Consider the following 26594-nt stretch of genomic DNA (forward strand, 5'->3'; position numbering starts at 1 on the left):
GAGGAGTGCGCGGTGACATCAGAAGTGAAGAAGCACGAGAAGCGCCCGCAAGAACGCAGCGGCGAACGGACCACTCGGTCCGAAGAACTCGGCAGTCTCGAAGTGTGGGCCCGATCGGCCCCGATCCGGCTGGCCGGCTACGAGGAAGACCTCGCCGAGCCGCATATCCTGCCCAGTATCGACTGAGCGGACCGTTTCGCCCCCCGTGCCCCCTGCCTCCACAGGCAGGGGGCACGGACGGTCAGAGAGCCGGTGCTCAAGGTCAACAACGAGGCGATCGCCCGGGTGTTCACAGCAGCCGGGTCGGCCTGAGGAATTCGCGCACATAGGTCCGGTGCCACCATGCGCCCGTGGCCCGCAGTTCGCGCCAGGTCGTGTACCGGTAGTGGTACAGCCTGGCGCGGACGTACGCGGGCGGGGCGTCCGGGAACGGATTGCGGCTCAGCAGCCGCAGGGTGTCCCGGTCGCCGTCGAGGAGCCGCTCCATGAAGGGGCCGAACCAGGGGTGCGCATAGGCGGGCGAGAGCGCGGCGAACCACATCATCCAGTCGAGCCGCAGATGGTACGGGGCGTACTGGCGCGGCAGCCTTCGCACATCACCGGGCTTGCCCTTGAACTCGTACTCCCGCCAGACCGTGCCCGGGTGGATCGTCCTCTCGTCCGTACCTTCGACCACCAGCTCGAAGCGCACCCGCCCCACCGTGCCGAACGCGCCGTAGGCGTTGACCAGGTGGAAGGGGTCGTAGGAGCGGTTCATCGACTGCCGCCGGGAGAGGAGATTGCGCGCCGGGCGGTAACTCAGGCCGAGCAGCAGCGCGCTGAAGGCGATGACCACGACTTCGTACCAGAGCGGGGAGCCGGGCAGCGCGTGCGGATCGGCGATCAGCGAGCCGTCCACGACGGACAGGGCGAGGACGATCGTGATCCAGTTCAGCCACGAGAAGTTGCCCGAGAGCACCAGCCACAGCTGGGTCAGCACAATCATCGCGGCGGCTCCGCTCGCGATCGGCTGCGGGGTGAACAGCAGGACGGGCACGAAGAGTTGGGTCACATGGTTGGCCGCCACCTCGACCCGGTGGAAGGGCCTGGGCAGGCGGTGGAAGAACCAGCTCAGCGGGCCCGGCATCGGCTGTGTCTCGTGGTGGTAGTAGAGACAGGTCAGATCGCGCCAGCACTGGTCGCCGCGGATCTTGATCAGCCCCGCGCCGAACTCCACCCGGAACAGCACCCAGCGCAGCAGCCACAGCACGAGCACCGGTGGGCCGGTGCGCTCATTGCCGAGGAAGACGGCGAGAAAGCCCACTTCCAGCAGCAGCGACTCCCAGCCGAAGCCGTACCAGGTCTGACCGACGTTCACGATCGACAGATAGAGCACCCACAGCGCCGCCCACCACAGCATCGCGACCGGGAGCGGGATGTCGTCGGCGGCGCCCGCGACCAGGCCGGCCGAGAGCAGCGCCCCGCACCAGGCGCAGAGCGCGAAGAGCCGGTCGGAGTAGCGCAGTTGGAACAGGCTCGGCGCGCGCCGCATCGGCACCCGGCGTACGTACGCGGGCACCGGCAGCATGCCCCGCTCCCCGATCAGCGCCCGGAACTGCAGCGCCGCGGTGAGAAAGGCGACCAGATACACGGCGGCCAGCGCCCGCTGGAAGACCAGCCGGCTGAGCCAGTAGTCGCTGTCCGTGAACCACTCCATCACCTCCAGTATCGGTCCGCGGCAAGCCGCCGCACGGTGTGACCCAGCCGCCGGGCGTACCACTTCTGCAGTACGGGCACGAGTGGGCCGGCGAGCCGGGTGTACCAGCGGGCGGGGCGGCTGAACGCCATGACGGTGAACCACACCGAGCCGTCGTCGCGGATGTCGACGACGAAGGACTCCTCACCGCGCTCGGGATGCCCGGCCAGCGTGCCGTACGCGAAGCCGGTGCGGTTTCTCTCGTACGCCGTCCAGATCACCTCGCACGGCGCGGCGAACCGCAGCGGTCCCACGCCGACCGAGACCTGGAGCCGGGCGCCGGGCTCGGCGCGAACCGCCGCGCTGCGCACCCGTGCCCCCGAAGTGCGGTGCATCCGCCAGGTGGTGACCGCCTCGCCGGCCGCGTCGAAGACGGCGCGGCCGCAGCCGATGCGGGTGGTGTGATGGAGATGGTGGTAGCCGTCGGGCAGCGGGCCGAGCCGGGTGGCGCCCACCTCCGGGTAGCTGAGGCCGCGGCAGGTGGTGGGGCGGACGCTGTTCATGCCGTCGTCCTTCATGCGGTCGTCTCCTTGAGTCGTCGCCAGGCGAGCACCGAGCAGAGCGCGAAGCCGAGGGCGTTGCCGAGGCCATGGGTGGCGGCCATCCAGGTGAGATTCGGGTGGGGCAGGCCGGTGGCCTCGCCGAGCGCCCAGCTCAGGGCGAGCAGCATCGTCGCCACCAGGACGGCGGCCGAGACGGCGAGCAGGGTGCGGGTGACCCCGTCACGTCCGCCCGCCCGGACATCGCGCCAGGTCAGCAGGGCCACGGTCCACATGCCCGCGGTCAGTACGAGTGCCCCGAGCAGTTCGGCCCAGTCGTCGAGGAAGTACCCGGCCAGGACGAGCAGGGTGCCCAGCGGCACGCTCAGCGCGGCGAAGCGCCCGGCGGCTCCGGCCGTTGTGCGGCAGACCAGGCCCGCGACCAGGGCAGCGGTGAATCCGGCGAAGTGGAAGTGCGGCACGGTCAGCGCGAGGACCGTCAGGCCGAAACCGAAGAGCTCGTGCCCGGCGCGTTCCGCGACGAGCGCGAGCCCGGCGACGGACGGGGTCACCAGCGCGGTGAGCTGTGCGACCTCGGCGGGCGCGAGCGAGCGGGTGCGGGCTGGGGCGTGTTTGAGAAGTCGCGCCTGCCCCGCGACGCCTGGCACGCGCACTCGCGGTGTTGTCGGAGTCGCCCAAGTACGTCCAGTACGAGGGCGATCCTCCGCCTTGCGATTGCACGCACCAGACGCCGCGGGGCCCGCCCTGCGGGCGGACGGCGCTACTTCTAAAACACGCCCCAGTCGCCGCGGGGCCTGCACGGCCAGGGCGAGCGTGCCGAGTGCGTAGAGGCCGGCGAGGACGGCGGCCGTTGTCGAGCGCGGCAGCCAGAGCGCGACCGCTCCCGGGACCGCGAACACCGGCCAGATCCGCCGAATGGACGCGAGCTCGGCGGCGTCCATGAGGCGCAGTCCGGCGGGCACGACCACCAGCATGCCGAGCATCACGATCACGTTGACCAGTACGGACATCGCGCACCCCACCCCAGGCTTGAACGTGTTCAACTCCCTGCGCTCCGAGACTAGGGCTAAACTTGAACGCGTTCAAGTCGCGAGGGTGGCGGCCGTCCGGCAGAACTTGGAGGAACCACATCGGCTCGAAGGAGCACAGCGGGTGAAGAGGCGGGAGATCTTCGTGCGTCCACCCAAACGTCGTCGGTACGCCGCGGTTGCCGCGGCGCTCTTCGTCACGCTCCTGGCCGCCGGCTGCGGCGGCGCCAGCAGCGCGGCGACGGACGGGCAGGGGGAAGTCCTCCTCCAGCCGGCCGCGGCCCAGGGGCCGGACCCGTACACCGCCACCACCGCTCTCTCCGGGGGCGCGCCCCCGCCTCCGCCGCCCGTACCGTCGAGCGAGCCGAGCCCCAGCAGAGGCCTGACGCTGCGCACGCTGTCCGGCGCGACGCCCGGTCTCTACGGCGGCACGCAGTCGATCGGCAGCTGCGACGTCGAGCAGCAGGTGATGTTCCTGGGCGACGACCAGGCCAGGGGGCGTGCCTTCGCCCGGGGTGCGGGCATCTCCCAGGCCGACATCCCGGACTATCTGCGAGGGCTGACCCCGGTCGTCCTGCGCGCCGACACGCGTGTCACCAACCACGGCTACCGCGCCGGCTCCGCCGTCAGCTTCCAGGCCGTGCTGCAGGCCGGGACCGCGGTCCTCGTCGACGGACACGGAGCACCGAAGGTCAGATGCGCCTGCGGAAACCCGCTGAAGCCCCCGGTCGCCGTCAAGGGCGCCGTGGTCCACACGGGTCAGTCCTGGGACGGCTACCGGCCCGACAAGGTGGTCGTCATCAAGCCCACGGTCCAGATCATCAACAGCCTGGTGATCGTCAACGTCATCAACAACACCTGGATCGAGCGGAACGCCGGGACCGACGGCGAAGAGGACAAGCGGCCCGATGTGCTCCCGCCCGTGACCCCGGACGACATCTTCACCTACCCGCCGCTCACCGAGCCGCCCGGAGCCGGTGACTCGACACAGCCGGGCGACTCGACCGGGCCGAGCGACGGCACGAGCAGCCCCGCCCCGCCCGAGCAGCCGGTGAACCCGCCCGTGGAACCGGTGCCGGACATGCCGAATGAGCAGCTGCCCCCGCCCGTCGAGCCCGATGTGCCCTCCGAGGAGGGGGTCACTCCGTCCCAGCCGGACCTGCTCCTGCCCTCCGAGGAACCGGCGGAGCCGGACACCTTCCAGGGCTGAGCGGATCGGTCCGAATCGGTCGAAGAATCCGACAAATGATGGCAGAGTGGCGACATGGTTGATCGGGCAGCGGGTGCCCTGTCGCTTCCCGACGACTGGCCGGCCGACTCGGATCTGAGCCTGACCCTCAATCGGATGGGCAGCTTCGACTGGGACCTGGTCAGCGGGCTCATGCACATGGACAGGCCCGCTCTTGAGGTGTTCGATCTGAGACCCGAGGAGTACGACGGCCGCCCGGAAAGTCTCTCGAGCCGGGTGCCGGCGGACGAGGCCGCCCGGCTGGACTCGATGGTGACCCAGGCGCTCAAGAAGGGCAGCGATCGCTACGGCGCGTACTTCCGCATCCGCCGCCGTGACGGAAAGCTGCGCTGGACCCACACCCAGGCATCCGTCCGCCGGGACGAGAGCGGACGTCCGCTGCGCATCATCGGCATCATCCGCGACGCCACCGAAGAGCTCGCGCAGTACACCGCGCGGGTGGCGGCAGACAGCGACCGGCGCAGACAGACCAGCATCGTGGAGAGCACCACCGCGGCTCTCGCCCACGCGAGGACCGTCCATGACGTCATCGACGTACTGAAGGACTCGCAGGGCCTGGAGCGTTTCGGAGCCACCAGCCTGGTCATGGGGCTGCTCGAGGCGGGCCGGATCCATCTCGTCGCGGAAGGTCCCGAGAGCTCCTTCGTGCCCGGCACGCGCTACACGCGCGTCGACGAGGAGTACCCGATGAGCGAGGTGGTCCGCACCCTCGCGCCCCGTTTCATCGAGTCCGAACAGGACTTCGCCGAGTCCTACCCGCGGCTGTGGCCGCACATCAAAGGGCTCGACATCAGCGCGGCCGCCTATCTGCCGCTGATCGCCCAGGCCCGCCCCATCGGCGCCCTCGGCCTGCTGTACAGCGACAAGACCGGTTTCACCCCCGACGAGCGCAATCTGCTGGTCGCGCTCGGCAGCAGCATCGCGCAGAGCCTGCAGCGCGCCGTCCTGTACGAGCAGGAGCACGACCTCGCCGAGGGGCTGCAGCAGGCGATGCTGCCGCGCCGGATCCCCGATGTGCCCGGGGCGCAGATCGCCGTGCGCTACCGCTCCGCGCGGCTGGGCCGGGACATCGGCGGCGACTGGTACGACATCATCGCGCTGCCCGGCGGACGGGTCGGCGCGGTCATCGGCGACGTACAGGGGCACGACACCGACGCGGCCGCGGTGATGGGGCAGCTGCGGATCGTCCTGCGGGCGTACGCGGCCGAGGGGCACACCCCGGCCACCGTGATGGCGCGTGCCTCGGTCTTCCTCCATGAGCTGGACACCGAACGCTTCGCGACCTGCATGTACGCGGAGGCCGACCTTACGACCGGCGTGGTGCAGCTGGTGCGCGCCGGGCATATCGACCCGCTGATCCGGGACACCGACGGCGACTGCCGCAGGCTGCCCGTGGAGGGCGGGCTGCCACTGGGGCTCTCGGCGGAGTTCGGCAGGCTCGAATACCCCGTCAGCACCGTCGAACTGGATCCCGGGCAGACCCTTGTGCTCTGCACCGACGGGCTGGTCGAACAGCCCGGCGTCGACCTCGACGACGGCATGCAGCTGCTGACCTCGCTGGTGCGCTCCGGTCCGCGGGATCTGCAGCTGCTCGCCGACCGCCTGTGCGAGGTGGTGGAGGAGCGTGGCGGCGAGGACGATGTGGCGCTCCTGCTGTTGCGCCGCAGGGGCGCGTTCACCTCGCAGTCGGGCGGCCGGCTCCAGCAGCATGTCGGGCAGAACGACCCGGAGGCGCTGCGCTCGGCCCGGCACATGATCCGGGCGGCCGTACGGGCGTGGGGCGCGCGCGAGCGGTCGGACGAGATCGAGCTCGCGGCGGACGAGATGATCACCAACGCGCTGGTGCACACCGACGGAGGCGCGATCGTGACGCTGCGCGCGCTGGCGGGCCCCGAGCGGCGGCTGCGGGTGGAGGTCGAGGACCGTTCCAGCGCGCTGCCGCGCCGCCGCGAGGCGGGGGAGTCGGGAGTTTCGGGCCGCGGGCTGATGCTGGTGGACCGGCTGACCGAGGCCTGGGGCGTCGAATCGAGAGGCAGCGGCAAGTGCGTCTGGTGCGAATTCATCGTTGCGGACAGGCAGGTCCGCCGATGATTACCTGTTGTTAACTGTCCGTGAACTGATCATACTTGACCGTAACCGACCGCAGGGGGTTGACTTCGCATTCCGTGGCCTTCCGGGACACTTCTAGGACAAGAGGACCCCTTTGAGCAGCGAGCTTCTTGCCCCCCTCGACCTGGCGTTCTGGCACCTCGAGTCCGCCGGACATCCGATGCATCTCGGCGCCCTCGCCTGCTTCGCCCCGGCCCCGGGAGGACAGAGCGGCGAGGGTGTCCTCGAACTGCTCGCCACCCGCGCCGCGGCGATCCGCCGGCTGCGGATGCACGTACGGGACGTCCTGCTGCCCGTCGGCGGTGCGGCCTGGTCCGTGGCCAAGGACTTCGACGTACGGCGTCATGTGCACCAGATCCGCATCCCCGACGGCGACTTCGGCGCCGGGGCCGTCTCGATCGCCGGTGAGCTGATGGAGCGGCCGCTCGAACGGGGCCTGCCGCCCTGGGAGATGTACCTGCTCACCGGGGAGGCGGGCGGCCCGTTCGCGGTACTGGTCAAGCTCCACCACGCGCTGGCCGACGGTATGCGCGCGGTCGCCATCGGGGCCGGGATCTTCGACGAGATCGCCGACGCCCGCACCATCGGTGCCCGTCGGGCGCGGGCCGTGCAGCCCACGTCCTGGCTCTCGGGACCCCGGCAGGTGGCCGGTTTCGCGCGGGGCCGTATCGAGGAGCTGGGCCGGGCCGTCGGTGTCGGAGCCTCGGTCGTACGGGCCAGCAGGCTCGACCCGCGCGGCGTGCCCGCACTCTCGGCCGGCTCCAGCGGCACCCGGCGGCTCGGCACCGCCGTGCTCGACCTCGAAGACGTCCAGCGCGTCCGCAGGGCGGCGGGCGGGACCGCCAACGATGTGCTGCTCGCCGTCGTCGCCGGTGGGTTGCGGCGCTGGCTGGAGGCTCGCGGCGAGCCGCTGCCGGACGTCGGCCCGCGTGCCCTGGTGCCCGTCTCCCGGCGCCGGCCGGGCAGCCCGCCCGGATCGGGCAACAAATTCTCCGCGTATCTGCTCGAACTGCCGGTCGGCGACCCGGATCCGCGCTCGCGACTGGATCGCGTACGCAGCGCCATGGACCGCAACAAGGCGGCCGGGCCCTCCCGCGGGGCCGGGGCGCTCACCGTACTGGCCGACCAACTGCCGCCACTGGCACACCGGTTCGGCGCGCCCCTGGCCGGAGGGGCCGCCCGGATGCTGTTCGACGTCCTGGTGACCAGCGTGCCGCTGCCGCGCTCGGCCCTGTCGCTGGGCGGCTGCCCGCTGCGGGAGATCTACCCGATGGCGCCGCTCGCCCGCGGGCAGTCCCTGGCGATCGCGCTGTCGACGTACGGCGGGCGGGTGCATGTCGGCCTGGTCGCCGACGGCAAGGCCGTTCCGGACCTCGACCGGCTCGCTCGCAGCCTGGGGGAGGAGCTCGACGAGCTCCTCGCGCTCAGCCGATAGATCGGACAGCTAGGGGGTGTCTTTCGGATCTTGCCGGGCTCGCGTGCCCTGGCACGCACTCCCCCGTAGCCCTTCGGGCACGGGAGGTGCCCCCACGCTGCGTTGCGTCAGTCGCCGACGCTCCGCGTCGACTCCCTCCTCCGCCTTGCAGCTGCACGCACCGCAGTGACATCAGCCGCTCCGTGGCGGGCCGCTCACTGATCCGGCCTGATCCAAAAGACACCCCCTAGGTCTTCCGCCGCAAGACTGCGCGCCGCCAAGGGTGTTGACGCCCTCAAGTGATCCGATGAATATTCGTCGTGATCGGCGAACGCCACGGCGAGAGGGCAGAGGCGGATGCGACGGAGCACGCTCGGACACAGCGCGGTCGAGATCACCGAGCTGTCCTTCGGTGCCGCCGCCATCGGCAATCTCTACACCCCGGTCGAACCCGAGGCAGCGGCCGCCGCGGTGGACGCCGCCTGGGACGCGGGCATCCGCACCTTCGACACCGCACCCCACTACGGCCTCGGCCTGTCCGAACGCCGACTGGGCCAGGCGCTGCGCACCCGCCCCCGCGACGCGTACACCCTCTCCACCAAGGCCGGGCGGCTGCTCGAACCCTGCCCCGCCGCCGGCGACGACCTCGATCACGGCTTCGCCGTCCCCGCGGACCACCGCCGCGTATGGGACTTCAGCGCGGACGGAGTACGCCGCAGCATCGAAGAGAGCCTTGAGCGGCTCGGCCTCGACCGGATCGACATCGTCTATCTGCACGACCCGGACGAGCATGAGGAAGCCGCCTTCCGCCACGGCTATCCGGCCCTGGAACGGCTGCGCGCCGAAGGAGTGATCGGCGCGATCGGCACCGGAATGAACCAGGCGCCCATGCTCAGCCGCTTTCTGCGCGACACCGACGTCGACGCCGTCCTGTGCGCCGGCCGCTTCACACTCCTCGACCAGAGCGCGCTCGCCGAACTGCTGCCCGAGGCGGCGGCCCGGGGCAAGAGCGTCGTCGTCGGCGGGGTCTTCAACTCAGGGCTGCTCGCCGATCCACGCCCCGGCGCCACGTACGACTACACCGCCGCACCCGACGAGATCCTCGGCCGTGCCCTGAGACTCAAGGCCGTCGCCGAGCGTCACGGCGTCCCGCTGCGAGCCGCCGCCCTGCACTACCCCCTTTCCCACCCGGCCGTCGCGGGCGTCCTGGTCGGCACCCGCTCGGCCGGTGAAGTACGGGACGCCGCAAGGATGCTGGCCCTCACCGTTCCGCCCGCGCTCTGGGACGACCTGCGCGGCGAAGGACTGCTGCCGAGGAACGGGGATCCCCGATGAGAGTCGCCCTGCACACCAAGGTCCGCGCCGACCGCATCGCAGAGTACGAGGCGGCGCACCGCGAGGTCCCCGGCGAGCTGACGGCCGCGATCAGCGCCGCCGGTGTCACCTCCTGGACCATCTGGCGCAGCGGCACGGACCTCTTCCATCTCCTCGACTGCGCCGACTACGGCCATCTCCTCGCCGAACTCGAAAGGCTCCCCGTCAACATCGCCTGGCAGGCCCGGATGGCCGAACTCCTCGACGTGGCTCACGACTACTCCGCGGACGGCGCGGATGCCGGACTGCCCGTCGTCTGGGAGCTGTGACCGCCGATGGCGATCATCGACGCGCACCACCACGTGTGGGACCTCTCCCAACGCGACCAGGACTGGATCACCGGCCCCGAGCTGGCGCCCATCCGCCGCGACTTCTCCCTCGACGACCTCGCACCCGAGGCGCGCGCCGAAGGCGTACGCGCCACCGTTCTCGTCCAGACGGTCACCGTCACCGGGGAGACCGCCGAACTCCTTGCGCTCGCCGACGGCAGCGATCTCGTCGCGGGTGTCGTCGGCTGGACCGACCTCACCGCCCCCGGTGTCGCCGGCGCCCTCGCGGGCCTGCGTGAACTCCCCGGCGGGGACAGGCTCGTCGGCATCCGCCACCAGGTCCAGAGCGAGCCCGACCCCCGCTGGCTGCTGCGCCCCGACGTACAGCGCGGCCTCGCCGCCGTCGCTGCGCCCGGACTCGTCTACGACCTCGTGGTACGGCCCCACCAACTGCCCGCCGCGGCCGAAGCGGCCGCCCGGCTCCCCGGCCTCACGTTCGTACTCGACCATCTCGGCAAGCCGCCCATCTCGGCCGGGGAGCTGGAGCCCTGGGCACGCGAGGTGCGCGCCCTGGCCGCCCGCCCGAACGCCGTCTGCAAACTCTCCGGCATGGTCACCGAGGCCGCCTGGTCCGCCTGGACCACGCCCGATCTGCGCCCGTACGCCGAAACCGTGCTCGACGCCTTCGGCCCCGACCGGCTGATGTTCGGCTCCGACTGGCCGGTCTGCCGGCTCGCCGCGAGCTATGCCGAGGTGGTGGCCGCGGCCCGCGCACTGACCCATCGGCTGAGCGAGCGCGAGCGCACGGCCGTCTTCGAAGGGACCGCGCGCCGCGTCTACGGACTGCGTTAGGGGCTGTCGTTCGGATCTTGCCGGGTTCGCGTGCCCTGGCACGCACGCTCGCCGCGTTGTCGTCAGTCGCCGACGCTCCGCGTCGGCTCCTTCCTCCGCCTTGCGATCGCACGCACCAGACCCCGCTCACTGATCCGGCCTGATCCAAACGACAGCCCCTAGCCGTGAACCTGCGGCCCCCTGATGCCTTTGGCACTCTGGATGCATGCCGGAGCTGCCCGAAGTCGAAGCACTGAGAGAGTTCCTCGACGATCACCTCGTGGGACAGCGGATCGTCCGCGTCCTGCCACTGGCGATCAGCGTCCTCAAGACGTACGACCCGCCCCTGACCGCCGTCGAGGGCGCCGAGGTCACCGCCGTCGACCGGCACGGGAAGTGGCTCGACATCAGCGCGGGCGGGCTCCATCTCGTCGCCCATCTCGCCCGGGCGGGCTGGCTCCAGTGGAAGGAAGAGTTCCCGGCCGCTCCGCCGCGCCCCGGCAAGGGGCCGCTCGCCCTGCGTACCGTCCTCGAATCCGGCGGCGGCTTCGACCTCACCGAGGCGGGCACCACCAAACGCCTCGCCGTCCACCTCGTGCACGACCCCGCCGAAGTGCCGGGCATCGCCCGCCTCGGCCCCGATCCGCTGGCCGACGGCTTCGACCGCGACGCGTTCGCCGCCCTCCTCGCCGGGGAACGGCGGCAGGTCAAGGGCGCCCTGCGCGACCAGAGCCTGATCGCGGGCATCGGCAACGCCTACAGCGACGAGATCCTGCACGCCGCGAAGATGTCCCCGTTCAAACCGGTGCAGAACCTCGACGAGGCCGGGATCACCGCCCTGTACGAGGCGCTGCGCGCCACGCTGAGCGAGGCCGTCGAGCGCTCTCGCGGAGTGGCGGCGGGCCGGCTGAAGGCCGAGAAGAAGAGCGGCCTGCGCGTCCACGGCCGCACCGGTCAGCCGTGTCCCGTCTGCGGCGACACCATCCGCGAGGTCTCCTTCAGCGACTCCTCGCTGCAGTACTGCCCCACCTGCCAGACCGGCGGCAAACCGCTCGCCGACCGCCGGCTCTCCCGCCTGCTCAAGTAAGCGAGCTCTCGGGCAAGGACTACCCCCCGAGGGTGACCAGCGGCTGCCCGTCGGCCGCGCGGACCTCCCAGCGGGCGATCTCGCCGCTCGGCAGATCCGTACCGCCCTCGATGTCCAGCGGCTCCTCGTGCCCGGGTGACCCCGGGATCCCGTAGCCGCCCTCCGGCACCGCCCAGCTGAGGATCGGGTGTTCGATGCCGTTCTTGCCGACGGCGACCAGCGAGCAGGTGCGCGGCCCCTTGAGATGGGACAGATGCAGCGAGACCGCGGTGCCCCACTGCCGGTCCTGCAGTGCCGCGGACGCGGTGACGCCCGTCTTGGCGTCCGTCGCCTCGACCCGCTGACCGGCCGGTCCCGAGCCGCCGCCCCGGAGGGCGACCGCCGCCACCGGCAGGGTCACGATCAGCGCGGCCGCCGCCGCCACCAGCTGAAGCCGGCGTCTGCGGCCCCGCCGCCGTTCCGCCGCGACCTCGCCGGTCAGCCGGTCGAGCAGGCGCGGGCTCACAGAGGCCTCGACCCGCTCGGGTCCCCCGAGTTCGGCCAGCGAAGCGGCAACCGAGGTGAAGTCCGAAAGCTGTACGGTGCACATCACGCACTCGGCGAGGTGCTCCTCGAAGCGGAAGGCGTCCGCGGGTTCCAGGACGCCCAGCGCATAGGCGGCGACGTCCCGGTGTCGCTGCTGCATGCTCATGGCGTCCTCGATTCGTCTCTTGCGGTGCTGACTTCGTTGCGGTCTGTCGCCATGGAGTACGCATCAGGTGCGCGCTCTGCTCAACCCATGTGTCACAAGCGCAACGCGAAGGCGCCGACCTGCTCGACGGTCTCGGCGACGACACCCCGTAGTCCAGCCGTCCGGGCGCGCCTACACTCCGCAGCATGCTGCGCGTACTGGCTGTCGACGACGAGAAACCGGCACTTGAGGAACTGCTCTACCTGCTGCGTTCCGACTCCCGGATCCGGAGTGCGGAGGGAGCCACGGACGCCACCGAGGCACTGCGCCGCATCAGCCGCGCGCTGGACGCGGGCCCGGACGGCGAGGATGGCATCGATGTCGTCTTCCTGGACATCCACATGGCAGGGCTGACGGGCCTCGATGTCGCCCGGCTGCTCGCAGGGTTCGCGCGCCCGCCGCTGATCGTGTTCGTCACGGCCCACGAGGGCTTCGCCGTCCAGGCATTCGACCTCAAGGCAGTCGACTATGTCCTCAAGCCCGTGCGCAGGGAGCGGCTGGCCGAAGCCGTACGGCGGGTCCGTGACCTGGTCGTCTCGGCGCGCGAGCCTCGGCAGCCCGCGCCGGAGGACCATGCCGCGCACACGCCTGTACCGCACACCGCAGCGGCTGCTCCGCAGTACACCCCCGCCGGGAGTACCTCCGGTCCCGAGCAGATACCGGTCGAACTGGGCGGTATCACACGGTTCGTACCGATCGACGACATCGCCTATGCCGAGGCCCAGGGCGACTACGCCCGCCTCCACACCAAGGACGGCAGCCATCTGGTGCGTATCCCGCTGTCCACACTGGAGGAGCGCTGGGCCTCCCGCGGCTTCGTACGCATCCACCGCAGCCATCTCGTCGCCCTCGCCCGCATCGACGAACTGCGCCTGGACGCCGGGACGACCACGGTCCGGGTGGGCGACGCGGAGCTCGCCGTCAGCCGCCGTCACGCCCGCCAGCTGCGCGATCTGCTGATGCGGCACGCCAGGGGCTGACACGCAGACGTGTGACCGTTCGGCGGCCGTGGGCAGCCGCTCGTCGACCGGTCACAGCCGTACGGCGACGCGCGCCGTCCGCTGACCGACCGGTCTCCCATTCGGCCGCAGTCGCCCCCGGCCGCCGCCTAACCTTGATCCGGCAAGCGGGGAAGGGGCCTGATGTCCGACATCGAAGCACTGCTGGAGGAGCTCCGGAGCCTGCCCGCGACCCGGGTGGCCGGCGCCGATGACCTCGAAGCCCGGCTCGCCACGGTCAAGAGCGCCGCCGGACGCTGGGCGGATGTGCTGTACGAGATCCAGGAGTCGGCCCAGGGACTTGTCGGCCCGCGTGCCGAAGCCGCCCTCGAAGTCGCCTTCCGCAGGGCAGAGGAGTCCTATGTCGAGCTGGAGATCGCGCTGAGCGACTGCGGCCGGCGCACCGGCCACTGACCCGGCCTGATCCACAAGACACCCCTACCGCAGGTAATCGCGCCTGCGTAGACTCCACAGCTCCCGAGAGTTCGCCTACCCACGCTGGAGCGGACGACGATGTCTGCAGAGCAACAACCCCGCCGCGAGGTGGTCACCGGCGTGCCGCGCGGCGCGCGGCGTGCACCGGGGCACGCGCCCGCCCGCTCCGAGATCAGCGAGCAGACGACACTCGGTGCCACCTACGTCCGCTCCCTGATGCGCAGCCAGCTCCGGGCCGCCCTCTACGCACTGGGGACGCTCGCCCTGCTCGTCGGCTCACTGCCGCTGCTGTTCGCGCTCCCGGCCGCCTTCGGCGGCACCCTCTCCTCGCCCGAGCCGTTCGTCTGGGTGGCGCTCGGCGTGGCGGTCTACCCGGTGATGTGGCTGACGGCCCGCTGGTACGTGCGCCGTGCCGAGCGCAACGAGCAGGACTTCAGCAGACTTGTCGAAGGCCGCTGACCGTGCGCGTCGGTGACCGGACATGAACCAGACCTACGCGGTGACCGCCGTCACCGTCGTGGTGCTGGCAACTGTGCTCATCGGCGCGCTCGGCCTGCGCATATCCCGTACCACCTCCGACTTCTACGTCGCATCGCGCACCGTGAAGCCCGGTCTCAACGCCGCCGCCATCAGCGGCGAGTACCTCTCCGCCGCCTCCTTCCTCGGCATAGCCGGACTGGTGCTCCTCCAGGGCCCCGACATGCTCTGGTACCCCGTCGGGTACACCGCCGGCTATCTCGTCCTGCTGGTGCTGGTGGCCGCCCCGCTGCGCCGCTCGGGGGCGTACACCCTCTCCGACTTCGCCGAGGCCCGGCTCGAGTCCGCGGCCGTGCGCAGACTCGCCAGCCTCTTCGTCGTCGGCATCGGCTGGCTCTACCTTCTGCCCCAACTCCAGGGCGCCGGACTGACCCTGGAGATCCTCACCGGCGCACCCGACTGGGTGGGGGGCGTCGTCGTCGCCTTCGTCGTCACGGGGGCCGTCGCGGCGGGAGGCATGCGCAGCATCACCTTTGTGCAGGCCTTCCAGTACTGGCTCAAGCTCACCGCTCTGCTGGTGCCCGCGCTCTTCCTCGTGGCGGCCTGGGCCGGTGACGACACACCGCGGGCCCGCTTCGACGCACCGGCCGTGTTCCGCGAACACACCACCGTGCGCATCGACGACACCGTCCGCGTCGACTTCGACAAACCGCTGACCCTCACAGTCACCGGAGACATCGACAACACACCGTACGAGAAGGGGAACGTCACCCTCGACCGGGGCACCCACCGTATAGGGGCGGGGACCAGCCTGGGCTTCCCGCAGGGCGCCGAGGTGCCCCAGCGGGCCTCCTCGGGCTCCGATCCGGCCAGCTGGTCCCAGCCGCTGTCCGGCGGCAGGGACGGTTACCACCTGTACGCGACGTACGGACTCATCCTCGCCACCTTCCTCGGCACGATGGGGCTCCCGCATGTCGCCGTCCGCTTCTACACCAGCCCCAACGGCCGCGCCGCCCGCCGCACCACACTCGTCGTCCTCGGGCTGATCGGCGCCTTCTATCTGCTGCCGCCCGTCTACGGCGCACTCGGACGGATCTACGCCCCCGAACTCTCGCTCACCGGCGACGCGGACGCGGCCGTGCTGGTGCTGCCCGCGCGGATGGTGGGCGGCATCGCCGGGGACCTGCTCGGGGCGCTGCTCGCGGGCGGGGCGTTCGCGGCGTTCCTGTCCACCGCATCCGGACTGACCATGTCCGTCGCGGGTGTCATCACCCAGGACGTGCTGCCCTCGCGCGGCGTACGGCACTTCCGCCTCGCGACCCTGCTCGCCATGGCGGTGCCGCTGGCCCTGAGCGTGATGGCGACCAATGTGCCGGTTGCCGACGCCGTGGGGCTCGCCTTCGCCGTCTCGGCATCCTCCTTCTGCCCGCTGCTCGTGCTCGGCATCTGGTGGCGCGGACTCACCCCGCCCGGCGCCGCCGCCGGGCTCGTCGCAGGCGGGGGGTCCGCCCTCACCGCGGTGATGGCCACCCGCGCGGGCCTCGCCCCGGCCGGGTGGGTGCACACCCTGATGGCGTGGCCCGCCGTGTGGTCGGTACCCGTCGGCTTTCTGACCATGGTGCTGGTGTCCCTGGCCACCCAGCGCCACATACCGCCCGGCGCCGCCGCCATCCTCGCGCGGCTGCATCTGCCGGAAGACCTCGTCGGCAGGCCGCAGCCCGAAGGAGCGGAACGATGACCGGGACTGCGATGGCCGCACTGGCCGCTGCGGGAGCGCTCCTGCTCGCCGCCGGTGTCGCACTCGGCAGACTGACCGCACGGCGCGGCACCAAACCCGACCTCGACCTGGGCACACCCGTCGAGCGCGCGACCTTCCACACCCTGCACACCGCCTCGCTCGCCGCGCCCCCGCTGCGCGCGGGCCTCACCGAGGACACCGCACGCAAGGCCGCCCGGCGGCTGCGCTCCCTGCTCGGCACCGAGGCGCTGTGCCTCACCGACCGCGAATCCGTGCTCGCCTGGGACGGTCCGGGCGCCGACCACCACGAGCAACGGGTGATGGTGCGCGTCGCCGACATGCTGGACTCCGGGCGCAGTCAGAGCGTCCACACCGAGTGCGAGGACCTGGAGTGCCCCCTGCGCTGGGCCGTGATCGCCCCGCTCACCGGCGAGGAGGGTGTGCTCGGGGCGCTCGTCGCCTACGGTTCGCGGGAGTCGGCCGTCCTGGTGCGGGCCGCGACCGAAGTGGCCCGCTGGGTCTCCGTACAACTGGAACTCGCCGAGCTCGACCGGTCCCGCACCCGGCTGATCGAGGCCGAGATCCGCGCGCTGCGCGCCCAGATATCGCCGCACTTCATCTTCAACTCGCTCGCCGCGATCGCCTCCTTCGTCCGTACCGATCCCGAGCGGGCCCGTGAACTGCTCCTGGAATTCGCCGACTTCACCCGCTACTCCTTCCGCAGGCACGGCGACTTCACCAATCTCGCCGACGAACTGCGCTCCATCGAGCAGTACTTGGCGCTCGCCGGTGCCCGTTTCGGGGACCGTCTCAAGGTGACGCTCCAGGTGGCACCCGAAGTCCTGCCGGTGACCCTGCCGTTCCTGTGTCTGCAGCCGCTCGTCGAGAACGCCGTCAAACACGGTCTGGAGGACTCCAGGAACGACTGCCGCGTCACCATCGCGGCACAGGACGCCGGATCCGAGGCCATGGTGACCATCGAGGACGACGGCGTGGGCATGGACCCGGCCGTGCTGCGGGGGATCCTCGCGGGGGAGCGGACGGCGTCGTCGGGCATCGGTCTGTCCAATGTCGACGAGCGGCTGCGCCAGGTGTACGGCGACGATCACGGCCTGGTCATCGAGACGGGCGTCGGCGCGGGCACGAAGATCACGATCCGGCTCCCCAAGTACCACTCGGGCGTGCACTCCTCGGCAGGCCGCCGGCCCACGGGCTGAGAAATCCGCGCGATCGCGCGGTGGTCCGACTCGTCGGTGGGGCAAGGCGGCTGAACCCGTCCAGACGGTCGGCAGGAGAGCCGTCGCCGGACCTTCAGCAGAAGAGATGGATGGCCAGGTGGCTCAGCGGCAGACCCAGCTGCCAGGCCGGAGTCCATATCTCCGCGTACTCGTCCACGGCGCCGGACTGCGGACCGGCCGGGTGCCAGGGCTCGCTGTCCCCGAGATCGGCGGCGAGCAGCTCCGTCTGCCGCAGCCAGCGCCAGGCGTCCAGCGCGAGTGCCAGGTCCGGATCGGCTCCCTCGTCGAGGTCCCGTTCCCGCTCCTGCCGGGCGGTCAGCCGCTCCTGCGCCCACTCCTGCCAGGGATGGCCGTACGAGGTCAGTGACAGCCACTCGTCGATCCGGGAGACCACCCGCACGCCCGCCAGCTCGTCCGCGCTGTCGCACAGATAGATGGTGAGGGCCAGGGTCTGTCTGCCCGCGCGGTATTCGAGCGAACCGCCCTGCACGAGCGCGCCCGCCCGCAGCATCTCGTCGGCGATGTACTCGGCGCAGAGCCACGCCATGGGGACTGCCAGCCTGCCGCCGCTGGTTCCGTTCGTACTCTCGGGCTGCACCCTTTCCACCTTCCTTCCGGACGACTTCGTGCCGACACGACGACGAGCCTCCACCGTCAGACACGGCCAGGAGCCCGTCTTTACTCAACTTGCGCGTGAGGTTTCGCATACTGTCGCTCCTTGGTCGTGGCCCGAGGGGGACAAGGACACCGCAGGGACATCCGGGGCGCGCGGGACTGAGTCTCGGACGGATCGACGGACAGACGAACGGCCGGCCCGGGCCATGGCGTCAGGCCGCCACCGGGACCGGCCGATGCCGCCAGCTGCCGTCGTGGAGCTGAATACGCAACAGCCCCGCCCGGCATCTGCGCCACGCGGGACTGCCCGCGTCCGCCGCGCTGAGCGCGAGCAGAGCCAGCGCCGTGGCGGGCGGCTCGTCCTCGATGCGCGCCTCGTCCCGTCGCGAGGCCGCGATACGGGCCACCGCCTCGCGCACCGGCAGGCGGCCCGCCGCCGGATGCTCGACCAGTAGCCGGGCCGCGAGCAGGGCGGGGGAGCCGGGCCGGCCGGTGAAGGGGCACGGCGTACCGGCCGCGATGTCGCGGGCCAGCAGCCCGCCCAGCCTGCCGATCGGGGCGCCGCCGACCACGGCCAGATCGACGTGGACGGCGACCGCGTGGACGATCCGGGTGAGGGCGGCGCAGTTGGGTGCGGAGAGCAGCGGGTGACCGAGATCGACCGGCTCGCCTTCGCGGAGAGCGAGCGTCCGCAGCGCTGTTTCGATCAACCCGGCCGTGGAGTACGCCGGTTGGGGCGAAGCGCCGCGCAGCCAGCGGCGCGCACGACGGGCCGCCCGGGCGGCAGCCGCGTCGGGGCAGCGGCTGAGCGCCAGGGCGGCGAGCGCCGTCTCGGCGATCGCCGGCCGCCGGGATGAGGGCGTCTCGGTCACAGGAACCGTCCTCGGATGGTCGAAGCATGCGATGGTCACTTCGGACATTACGCACGGCGCGCCCCCCTGGTTCAGCCGCCCCCCGTGCGCCCATCCGTGCCGCCTCGCCCCGCCGCCACCGGGAGCCGCGACGAACGGTCGGCCCGGCGCGACGAACGGCACGAAAGCCGGGCCGGTTGTCAGCGGCGGCGCGCGTACCCCGGCAGACAGCGGGCCAGCGCACGCAGTGCGTAGTACGAACGCGACTTGACCGTTCCGGCCGGTATGCCGAGCTCCTCGGCCGCCTCGTTCACGCTCAGCCCATGGAAGTAGATGTGCACCAGCACCGCGCGGTGCTCGGGGCTCAGCGACTCGACCGCGGCCCGCACATCCATCGCGGCGACGGCCGTCTCCGTGACGTCCGCCGGGTCCGGCGTGGTGGCCAGGACGCCGTCGCCGATCTCGGTCGGCCGGGCCATCCGGGAGCGCCTGGCGTCGATCGCGAGCCGCCTGCCGACCGTGAAGAGCCAGGGCCGCATCGACTCGTACGGCCCGTCGAAGGCCTCGGGGTGCTGCCAGGCACGTACGAGCGTCTCCTGCAGCAGGTCCTCGGCGCGTTGCTGGTCCCCGTAGGTCAGACCGAGCAGAAAGCTGAGCAGTGCGGGCCCGTGCTCACGCTGCAGCTCCGCCATGGCCCGCTCGTCGGTCGTCTCGGTCGCCGTCGCCATTGCCAAACACCCTTTCGTGCAGAGGTCGCCGCCACGTGGCGTATACGAACGCATCAGGGCGCGAAGGGACAGATGACGTGCAGCGGTTGTCGGCGAGTGGTCGCACGGAGCGGCGAATGGTGCGATGAGCGGGCGGCCGGGAGCAATCGAACGGCCGGACACCCCCCACCTCCGTCTCAGTGACATGTCGGCTTTGTCGCTTGACTCGACCGTGCCCCGACCGGCAACCCTGACCGATGACTCAGCGCACGCGTCAGGGAACGGTGGCCGCCGTCCTCCTACTCCTCACCACCGCGGCAGGCTGCGTGGGACAGACGGGCCCCGCCCGCACCCCGCAGAACCGGGGGACCGTGCACCCCGCCCCCTCCGCCGCAGGCGGTGCCGGCGCGACCCGCGGCTTCACGCTCGTCGCCAGCGGTGACATGCTCGCGCACGACTCGGTCGTCGGCCGGGCCAGGGCGGACGCGGGCGGCGACGGCTACGACTTCCGGCCCATGCTCGCGGGCATCAAGCCCGTCGTCTCGCGGGCCGATCTGGCGATCTGCCACTACCCCATCAGCACCTCCCTGCCGCAGCTCGCGAAGGCGCTGGGCTCCACCGGGTACGACTCCTGCTCCACCACCTCGAACCAGAGCCTCGACGCGCTCGACACGGCGGGCGTCAGACATGCGGGATCGGCTCGTACCGCCGCCGAGGCCCGCCGCCCCGCCTGGCTGAAGGCCGGCGGCGCCAAGGTCGCCCAACTGGCCTACACCTCCGGCACCAACGGCTCCGCGCCCGCCGACAAGAGGCCCTGGGCGGTCAGTCTCATCGACGAGAAGAAGATCGTCGCCGACGCGCGCGCCGCCCGCAGGGCCGGAGCGGATGTGGTCGTCGTCAGTCTGGACTGGGGTACGCGGTGGCAGACCGAGCCCGACGAGCATCAGCTGAACCTCGGCAGGCGGCTCACGGAGTCCACCGGCGTCGGCCGCCCCGACATCGACCTCGTCCTCGGCACACGGGCCCAAGTGCCACAGCCGTACGAGAAGGTCAACGGCACCTGGATCGTCTACGGCATGGGCGCCGTCCACGGGTCCATCGGCCGCTTCACCTTCGCACCGCCCGCCGAGCCCGGTCGACGCTGGTTGGTGAAGAAGGCGGAGTTCGTCCCGACGTTGATGGACACCGACGCCGGACGCGTCATCAATCTCCCGGAGGCGCTGCGACGCGGGGCGGACCGGGACGGGCTTCGCGAGGCACAACAGGCGATCCGCGCGGCGGTGCTCGGCCGCGGCGCCGCCGGGGACGGCCTCACCCTCGGCGGCTGACGGCTGACGGCTGACGGCTGACGGCTGACGGCGTTACGGAACGACCGTCACCGGCCAGCGGCCCGCCTTGACCAGCCTGACCGCCACCGAGCCGATGATCCGGTGGCCCGCCGACTCCGAAGCACCCACCACCACGGCGTCCGCCTTCAGCTCGTCGGCCGCGGCGACCAGCCCGCTGTACGGGTCACCGCGGACGGTGTGGAACTCCCAGCGGACGTCCCAGATCCCCTTGACCCGTTCGGCCGCCGAGCGGATCTCGTCCACCAGCTCCTCGGCGACGTCCCCGGTCGCGTCACCGACCAGGGCGCCGAACGCCGCACCCGTTGGCATCACCTGCTGGACGTACACGATCGCGAGCAGGGCGTTCTGCCGCCGGGCGAGCCCTCCGGCGTACGCCGCCGCCCGCATCGAGGAATCGGATCCGTCCAGGCCGACGACGATCACCTTCGGGCCGTCGGTACCGCGCTCGAAGCGCTGAGGCTGCTGCTGGGGCCGCTGCTCTGTCACAGCATCGAGGTTATGCCCTGCCCGGCCGATCTTGCGGGCCCGATCAACCGGAACGGACCTCATCCCTTCCAACAGGCGGCCCGCCGGTGGCCTCCTTAAAGTGCAGATCATGAGTGTCACCGTGGAGCAGCCCACTTCCGCCCGTGGCGGATTGCTCAGCAGGGTGCCCGGCGCTTTCGCGATGTTCTTCGCCGCTCTCGGTGTCTTCTGCGTGATCCTCTCGCTCATCCCTCCGCTGCGGCGCCTGCTGCGCCCCGTCGCCGTCTTCCTGGACCGCGTCGCGATCCCCGTCAGTGCGAACCTCGCCTACGCGGTCTTCCTGCTGCTGCTCGCCGCGGCGATCGGCGCGCGCAAGAAGGCCGCGTGGTGGCTGGTCGTCAGCTATCTGGCCCTGCTCCTGATCGCGGACGTACTGGTCCTGGCCGTCGACCACGAGTGGACGTGGATCCCCAATCTGGTGCTGTGCACCGCCGCCGTGGCGGTGCTCGTCGCGGCACGCGGGGAGTTCTACGCCGAGTCCCGGCGCGCGTCGCTGCGGCACGCGCTGCTCGTCCTGGTCCTCGGGCTGGCCGCGGGCGTACTCGTCGGCTGGGGCCTTGTCGAGCTGTTCCCCGGCGGTCTGCCGCAGAACCAGCGCCTGCTGTGGGCCGCCAACCGGGTGCTCGGCGGACTGGCCTCGGGCGACCAGTTCGACGGCCACCCGCCCCGCTTCCTCTTCTTCCTGCTGGGTCTCTTCGGAGCGATCGCCCTGCTCAGCGCCGCCGCCACGCTCTTTCGCTCACAGCGCATGGAAGCCGCTCTGCACGGCGACGAGGAGCCCCGGATCCGGGCCCTGCTCGGTGCGTACGGCGCCCAGGACTCACTCGGCTACTTCGCGACCCGCCGCGACAAGGCCGTCGTCTTCTCGCCCAGCGGCAGGGGCGCCGTCACTTACCGCGTCGAGGCCGGAGTCGCTCTGGCCAGCGGCGATCCGATCGGCGACCGGGCGTCCTGGGCCCCGGCCATCCAGGCCTGGCTGGACCTCGCCAAGCGCTATGCCTGGGCCCCCGCCGTGATGGGAGCCTCGGAGGAGGGCGCCAGGGCCTTCGGGCGCTCCGGACTCGGCGCGATCCAGCTCGGCGACGAGGCGATCCTGAACGTCGCCCGTTTCGACCTGGACGGCCGCGACATGCGCGTCACCCGGCAGGCCGTGAACCGGGTCAAGCGCACCGGAGCCACCGTCCGGATCCGCCGCCACTCCGCCCTGACAGACGAGGAGATGCGGGGCATCGTCGACAAGGCAGACGCCTGGCGGGACACCGAGACCGAACGCGGCTTCTCCATGGCACTGGACCGCCTCGGCGACCCGGCCGACGGGGACTGCCTGCTCGTCGAGGCCTTCGACGCCGACGGCAATCTGATCGCCCTGCTCTCCTTCGTCCCCTGGGGCAAGGACGGCATCTCGCTCGACCTGATGCGCCGTGACCGCACCGCCCCCAACGGCGTCATGGAGTTCATGGTCGCCGAACTCTGCGCCCAGGTACCCAGACTCGGCGTCCGCCGGATCTCCCTCAATTTCGCCGTCTTCCGCTCGGCCTTCGAGGAGGGCGCCCGCATCGGCGCGGGCCCGGTCCTGCGGATGTGGCGCAGGCTGCTCCTCTTCTTCTCCAAGTGGTGGCAGTTGGAAGCCCTCTACCGCTCCAACGTGAAGTACCAGCCCGAGTGGTATCCGCGCTTCCTCTGCTACGGAGACGCCGGCTCCCTCGCCCGGGTCGGCATGGCCTCGGCGATCGCGGAGGGTTTCGTCTCCGTACCGAGCCTGCGCGAGCTCTGGGGCAAGGGGAAGGCACGGCACCGGGGCGTCGTCAGCCCCGTCACGACCGCGGGGCTGCCGTCCATCGACTCCCTCGGCCTGGTGGGCCCGGCCTCGGCGGAGGCGGCGGGGGAGCAGCGGCTGCCCGAGCAGGTGCGCATCCGTCACCGCAAGCTGGAGCGGCTGCGGGCGGACGGCATCGATCCGTACCCCGTCGGCATCGCCCAACGCACGGACACGCTCGCCGAGATCCGGGGCCTCAACCCCGCGCCCTCGGCCGGTACCCGCACCGGCCGGAAGGCCACCGTCGCCGGGCGCGTGATGGTCGTACGCGACCTCGGCGGTGTCGTCTTCGCCGTGCTGCGCGACTGGTCCGGCGACCTCCAGCTCGCCTTCACGCGTGACACCTGCGGCGCGGACGTACTGAACGGCTTCACCTCCGACGTCGACTTCGGCGACCACATCACCGCCACCGGCGAGATCGGCGCCAGCGACAAGGGCGAGCTGTCCCTCTTCGTCAGCGCGTGGCAGCTGACCGGCAAGTGCCTGCGCCCGCTGCCCGACAAACGGCGCGGCCTCGCCGACCCGGAGGCACGCGTCCGCCGCCGCTATCTCGACCTGGTGTCCAGCCCCGGCGCCCGCGATGTCGTACGCCACCGCTCCACCGCCGTCCAGGCGCTGCGCCAGGGCCTGCTGGAGCGCGGCTATCTCGAGGTCGAGACGCCGATGCTGCAGCAGATCCACGGCGGCGCCAACGCCCGCCCCTTCACCACCCACATCAACGCCTACGACCTCGATCTCTATCTGCGGATCGCCCCCGAGCTCTATCTCAAGCGCTTGTGTGTGGGCGGTCTGGAGAAGGTCTTCGAGATGGGCCGCACCTTCCGCAACGAAGGCGTCTCCTACAAGCACAACCCCGAGTTCACGATGCTGGAGGCCTATCAGGCCTTCGCCGACTACGACGTGATGCTCGATCTGACCCGCGAGCTGATCCAGGGCGCGGCCACCGCCGCCTTCGGCGCCCCGATCGCGCACAAGGCGGGCCCGGACGGCAAGCTGGTGGAGCACGACATCTCCGGCCTCTGGCCGGTCAGGACGCTGTACGGAGCGGTGTCCGACGCGCTCGGCGAGGAGGTCGACGCCGACACCGACGAGGCCGTGCTGCGCAGACTGTGCGACCGGGTGGGTGTGCCGCACACCCCGGACGACACCCGCGGCGACGTGGTCCTCGAAATGTACGAGCGCCTCGTCGAGGAGCGGACGAAGCTGCCCACCTTCTACAAGGACTTCCCGACCGACGTCTCCCCGCTCACGCGTCAGCACCGCCGTGACCCGCGACTGGCCGAACGCTGGGACCTGGTCGCCTTCGGGACCGAACTGGGCACCGCCTACTCGGAGTTGACCGACCCGGTCGAGCAGCGGCGCCGGCTCACCGCGCAGTCCCTGCTGGCCGCGGGCGGCGACCCGGAGGCCATGGAGATCGACGAGGACTTCCTGGACGCGCTGGAGTACGCGATGCCGCCGACCGGCGGTCTCGGCATCGGGGTCGACCGGCTCGTCATGTTCCTCACCGGGCTGACCATCCGCGAGACACTGCCCTTCCCGCTCGTGCGCCGCAACTGACGCGCCCGCGCGCGGCCCCGGGTTGCTCCCATCGGGTGCTTTCACCCGCCCGAACGGTGTTGGTGAGGTGTCAGGGGCCCCGGTCGTGCGAGCAGTTAGTCATGAAATCTGATCAGATGCTCCCGGGTCGCCGATCTGTACTCCGTATCGTGGCCTGCCTCGGCGCGGCCGCCACCACCGGGACGCTCTTCACCGAGCTGGGCCGGAGCCCCGGCAGGGCAGCAGCACCGGGCCCGGCAGCGGGCGCAAGGGGCGCCGCCGCGGGCCCGCCGGTGAGGGAGTCGGCGTACCGGCTGCAACCCATGACGGCGGACGTCCCACCGCGATTCCGCCGTGCGCTGCCGCCCGTGCGCACCAGACCCTTCGAGCGGTTCCGGGCGCCGGGCCGCAGCCTGGTGCTCACCTTCGACGACGGGCCTGATCCCCACTACACGCCCGGCATTCTGAGCACCCTGCGCCAGTACCACGTGAGCGCGATGTTCTTCGTCTGCGGTTCGATGGTCGCCGACCACCCCGAACTGCTGCGCCAGATTGCCCACGACGGACACATTGTGGGCAACCACACCTGGTCCCACCCGCTGATCCCCGGGCTCCCGCCCTCGAAGATCCGCAGCGAACTGAGCCGCACCAGCAAGCTTGTCGAGCAGATCCTGGGTACCGCGCCGCTGTGGTACCGCGCCCCGTACGGAGCTTGGAACAAGCTCTCCTTCGAAATCGGCGCGGAACTCGGCATGGAGCCCTTGGGCTGGACCCTCGACTCGCGCGACTGGACCGAGCCGGGCACGGCGACCATCGTCCGCAGGGTGCTCGGCGGCGCGGCGCCGGGCACCGTGATCCTCTCGCACGACGCGGGCGGCAACCGTTCGCAGAGCGTCGCTGCTCTGCGCCGCTATCTGCCCGAACTGCTGGACGCGGGATACAGCATCACCGTGCCGCACCGCTGAGCAGCAGCAGCGAGCGGCGGCGGACTGGCGGCGGACCGGCTCATCCGGGCCCGTATCAGCGGACCTTGACCATCCGGGCGAAGACGACGACGTTGCCGTCGTAGCCGCGGCCCTTCGAATAGCCGCCGCCGCAGGTGATCACGCGCAGTTCGGCGTAGCCCGTGTCGCCGTACACATGGGCACCGGGGAAGTTCGCCTTGGAGAACACCTCGACGCCGTACACCTCGAAGACCGCGGTCTTACCGTCGAAGCGGGCGACCTCGATGTGCTCGCCCTTGTCGATGGAGCCGAGCCCGTAGAAGACCGCGGGCCCCGACAGATTGTCGACATGGCCGACGACGACCGCGGTGCCGCGCTGGCCCGGGGAGATGCCGTTCTGGTACCAGCCCGCGATATTGGGGTCCTGGGGCGGCGGCGCCTCGATCCAGCCGTCGGAGTCCAGGCCCACGTTCATGACCGGCGCGTCGACCTTGATCGCGGGGATGCGCACGCGTTCCGCGGGTGCGTACGGCAGTGTCTGAGCGGCGACCAGCGGGGCGAAGGTCTCGCCGGGGCGGCTCTGCGATGCGGCGGCCGCCGGCTGGGGCGGGCCCAGGCCCACATCGACGCCATTCCTCATCATCGCCAACCCGGTGAGCATGACAAGGGCCAGTACGCCCCAGGGCGAGCGTTTCCTCGACTCCGAGCCGCTGTACAACTCGCCCATGACTCTCCCTTTTCGTAGGCCCTGTACGCACGCTAAGTGAGCCCAGGGGGACCGGCGAGGAGGGAGGGGCGAACGGGTGGCGGGCCGGGTGGCGCTGGCCCATCCGACGTATTTGTCGGATAAAAATTCTGACGGTCCGTGACCTGGGACTCCGTCAGATCTCCCGGCGTGTCGTCGGCGTGTCGCTCACCGGAAGGGACCAATACCGAAATGCGGTGGTTGTCCGGCCCGGTGAGGGTTCGTCGTGGAAGACGTACTCGTCGAATCTCCCGGAGCGCCGCTTTGGGGCGTCTTCCACAGGAGGTTCTA

25 protein-coding genes are annotated in these 26594 nt (G+C 71.2%); 16 read left to right on the forward strand and 9 right to left on the reverse strand.

Translation table 11 applies throughout. The features are described from left to right. Positions 1 to 12 precede the first annotated feature (12 nt). A complete protein-coding gene (locus OOK40_RS20755) occupies positions 13 to 186 on the forward strand; it encodes a hypothetical protein (protein ID WP_186356859.1) in 174 nt (57 codons plus the stop codon). A 103-nt stretch (positions 187 to 289) separates the two neighbouring features. Here the strand turns inward: OOK40_RS20755 and OOK40_RS20760 are convergent, their stop codons facing one another. Genes OOK40_RS20760 through OOK40_RS20770 form a run of 3 tightly spaced genes read right to left on the reverse strand, consistent with a single transcriptional unit; the run spans position 290 to position 3245 of the window. Further along, the gene (locus OOK40_RS20760; RefSeq protein ID WP_266483868.1) at positions 290 to 1696 is read right to left on the reverse strand and encodes a lipase maturation factor family protein; all 1407 of its coding nucleotides are present in this window, start codon (positions 1694 to 1696) and stop codon (positions 290 to 292) included. Next, positions 1696 to 2253 (reverse strand): DUF1990 family protein, encoded by a 558-nt coding sequence (locus OOK40_RS20765; RefSeq protein WP_266483871.1) that lies wholly within the window; start codon positions 2251 to 2253, stop codon positions 1696 to 1698. Before OOK40_RS20765 ends, OOK40_RS20760 begins: the two co-directional genes overlap by 1 nt. Further along, on the reverse strand, positions 2250 to 3245 hold the full coding sequence (locus OOK40_RS20770; protein ID WP_266483873.1) for a YndJ family protein: 996 nt from the start codon (positions 3243 to 3245) through the stop codon (positions 2250 to 2252). The genes OOK40_RS20765 and OOK40_RS20770 overlap by 4 nt, the downstream gene beginning before the upstream one ends. Before the next feature lie 142 nt (positions 3246 to 3387). Between OOK40_RS20770 and OOK40_RS20775 the strand changes: the two genes are divergently transcribed. From OOK40_RS20775 to OOK40_RS20805, 7 genes are all read left to right on the forward strand, one after another. After that, on the forward strand, positions 3388 to 4473 hold the full coding sequence (locus tag OOK40_RS20775; protein ID WP_266483876.1) for a DUF6777 domain-containing protein: 1086 nt from the start codon (positions 3388 to 3390) through the stop codon (positions 4471 to 4473). Between the two features lie 54 nt (positions 4474 to 4527). Further along, positions 4528 to 6603, forward strand: a complete 2076-nt coding sequence (locus OOK40_RS20780) for a SpoIIE family protein phosphatase (RefSeq protein WP_266483878.1) — start codon at positions 4528 to 4530, stop codon at positions 6601 to 6603. Positions 6604 to 6715: 112 nt separating this feature from the next. Continuing rightward, the gene (locus OOK40_RS20785) at positions 6716 to 8056 is read left to right on the forward strand and encodes a wax ester/triacylglycerol synthase family O-acyltransferase (RefSeq protein ID WP_266483880.1); all 1341 of its coding nucleotides are present in this window, start codon (positions 6716 to 6718) and stop codon (positions 8054 to 8056) included. Positions 8057 to 8392: 336 nt separating this feature from the next. Then, positions 8393 to 9370 carry an aldo/keto reductase gene (locus tag OOK40_RS20790; protein WP_266483882.1) on the forward strand — a complete coding sequence of 326 codons (978 nt, stop codon included), beginning with the start codon at positions 8393 to 8395 and terminating at the stop codon, positions 9368 to 9370. After that, positions 9367 to 9678 (forward strand): L-rhamnose mutarotase, encoded by a 312-nt coding sequence (locus tag OOK40_RS20795; protein WP_266483885.1) that lies wholly within the window; start codon positions 9367 to 9369, stop codon positions 9676 to 9678. Before OOK40_RS20790 ends, OOK40_RS20795 begins: the two co-directional genes overlap by 4 nt. Positions 9679 to 9684: 6 nt before the next feature. Further along, entirely contained in the window at positions 9685 to 10530 is an 846-nt protein-coding gene (locus OOK40_RS20800; protein WP_266483888.1) for an amidohydrolase, read from the forward strand. A 205-nt stretch (positions 10531 to 10735) separates the two neighbouring features. After that, positions 10736 to 11596 (forward strand): Fpg/Nei family DNA glycosylase, encoded by an 861-nt coding sequence (locus OOK40_RS20805; protein ID WP_266483891.1) that lies wholly within the window; start codon positions 10736 to 10738, stop codon positions 11594 to 11596. A gap of 19 nt (positions 11597 to 11615) precedes the next feature. Here OOK40_RS20805 and OOK40_RS20810 read toward each other — a convergent pair whose 3' ends face one another. Beyond that, positions 11616 to 12281 (reverse strand): zf-HC2 domain-containing protein, encoded by a 666-nt coding sequence (locus OOK40_RS20810; protein ID WP_266483894.1) that lies wholly within the window; start codon positions 12279 to 12281, stop codon positions 11616 to 11618. 191 nt (positions 12282 to 12472) lie between these two features. Between OOK40_RS20810 and OOK40_RS20815 the strand changes: the two genes are divergently transcribed. From OOK40_RS20815 to OOK40_RS20835, 5 genes are all read left to right on the forward strand, one after another. After that, a complete protein-coding gene (locus OOK40_RS20815; protein WP_266483897.1) occupies positions 12473 to 13306 on the forward strand; it encodes a LytTR family DNA-binding domain-containing protein in 834 nt (277 codons plus the stop codon). A gap of 162 nt (positions 13307 to 13468) precedes the next feature. Next, positions 13469 to 13738 (forward strand): hypothetical protein, encoded by a 270-nt coding sequence (locus tag OOK40_RS20820; protein ID WP_266483900.1) that lies wholly within the window; start codon positions 13469 to 13471, stop codon positions 13736 to 13738. 99 nt (positions 13739 to 13837) lie between these two features. Further along, the gene (locus OOK40_RS20825) at positions 13838 to 14218 is read left to right on the forward strand and encodes a hypothetical protein (protein WP_266483903.1); all 381 of its coding nucleotides are present in this window, start codon (positions 13838 to 13840) and stop codon (positions 14216 to 14218) included. A 22-nt stretch (positions 14219 to 14240) separates the two neighbouring features. Continuing rightward, positions 14241 to 15974 (forward strand): cation acetate symporter, encoded by a 1734-nt coding sequence (locus OOK40_RS20830; RefSeq protein ID WP_266483906.1) that lies wholly within the window; start codon positions 14241 to 14243, stop codon positions 15972 to 15974. Beyond that, a complete protein-coding gene (locus tag OOK40_RS20835) occupies positions 15971 to 17191 on the forward strand; it encodes a sensor histidine kinase (RefSeq protein WP_266483909.1) in 1221 nt (406 codons plus the stop codon). Before OOK40_RS20830 ends, OOK40_RS20835 begins: the two co-directional genes overlap by 4 nt. A 94-nt stretch (positions 17192 to 17285) precedes the next feature. Here the strand turns inward: OOK40_RS20835 and OOK40_RS20840 are convergent, their stop codons facing one another. The 3 genes from OOK40_RS20840 to OOK40_RS20850 form a co-directional block, all read right to left on the reverse strand. Then, complete coding sequence (locus OOK40_RS20840; protein ID WP_266483912.1) at positions 17286 to 17810, reverse strand: hypothetical protein; 525 nt, start codon at positions 17808 to 17810, stop codon at positions 17286 to 17288. A 229-nt stretch (positions 17811 to 18039) separates the two neighbouring features. Continuing rightward, complete coding sequence (locus OOK40_RS20845; RefSeq protein WP_266483915.1) at positions 18040 to 18699, reverse strand: hypothetical protein; 660 nt, start codon at positions 18697 to 18699, stop codon at positions 18040 to 18042. A 179-nt stretch (positions 18700 to 18878) separates the two neighbouring features. Continuing rightward, entirely contained in the window at positions 18879 to 19406 is a 528-nt protein-coding gene (locus OOK40_RS20850; RefSeq protein WP_266483919.1) for a sigma-70 family RNA polymerase sigma factor, read from the reverse strand. A 236-nt stretch (positions 19407 to 19642) separates the two neighbouring features. Here OOK40_RS20850 and OOK40_RS20855 point away from each other — a divergent pair, with 236 nt between their 5' ends. After that, positions 19643 to 20713, forward strand: coding sequence for a CapA family protein (locus OOK40_RS20855; protein ID WP_266483923.1), 1071 nt, complete (start codon positions 19643 to 19645; stop codon positions 20711 to 20713). Positions 20714 to 20746: 33 nt separating this feature from the next. On the opposite strand, the gene OOK40_RS20860 is transcribed toward OOK40_RS20855, so the two are convergent. Beyond that, on the reverse strand, positions 20747 to 21220 hold the full coding sequence (locus tag OOK40_RS20860; protein WP_266483926.1) for a universal stress protein: 474 nt from the start codon (positions 21218 to 21220) through the stop codon (positions 20747 to 20749). Between the two features lie 109 nt (positions 21221 to 21329). On the opposite strand from OOK40_RS20860, the gene lysX reads away from it, so the two are divergent. Both lysX and OOK40_RS20870 read left to right on the forward strand, forming a co-directional pair. Further along, positions 21330 to 24635: a bifunctional lysylphosphatidylglycerol synthetase/lysine--tRNA ligase LysX gene (gene lysX / locus OOK40_RS20865; RefSeq protein WP_266483929.1), complete on the forward strand. Its 3306-nt coding sequence runs from the start codon at positions 21330 to 21332 to the stop codon at positions 24633 to 24635. 101 nt (positions 24636 to 24736) lie between these two features. Continuing rightward, complete coding sequence (locus tag OOK40_RS20870; protein WP_266483933.1) at positions 24737 to 25579, forward strand: polysaccharide deacetylase family protein; 843 nt, start codon at positions 24737 to 24739, stop codon at positions 25577 to 25579. 55 nt (positions 25580 to 25634) lie between these two features. On the opposite strand, the gene OOK40_RS20875 is transcribed toward OOK40_RS20870, so the two are convergent. After that, positions 25635 to 26285, reverse strand: a complete 651-nt coding sequence (locus tag OOK40_RS20875; protein WP_266483936.1) for a class F sortase — start codon at positions 26283 to 26285, stop codon at positions 25635 to 25637. Positions 26286 to 26594 lie beyond the last annotated feature (309 nt).

The organism is Streptomyces sp. NBC_01481 (assembly GCF_026339995.1).
GTDB lineage: Bacteria > Actinomycetota > Actinomycetes > Streptomycetales > Streptomycetaceae > Streptomyces.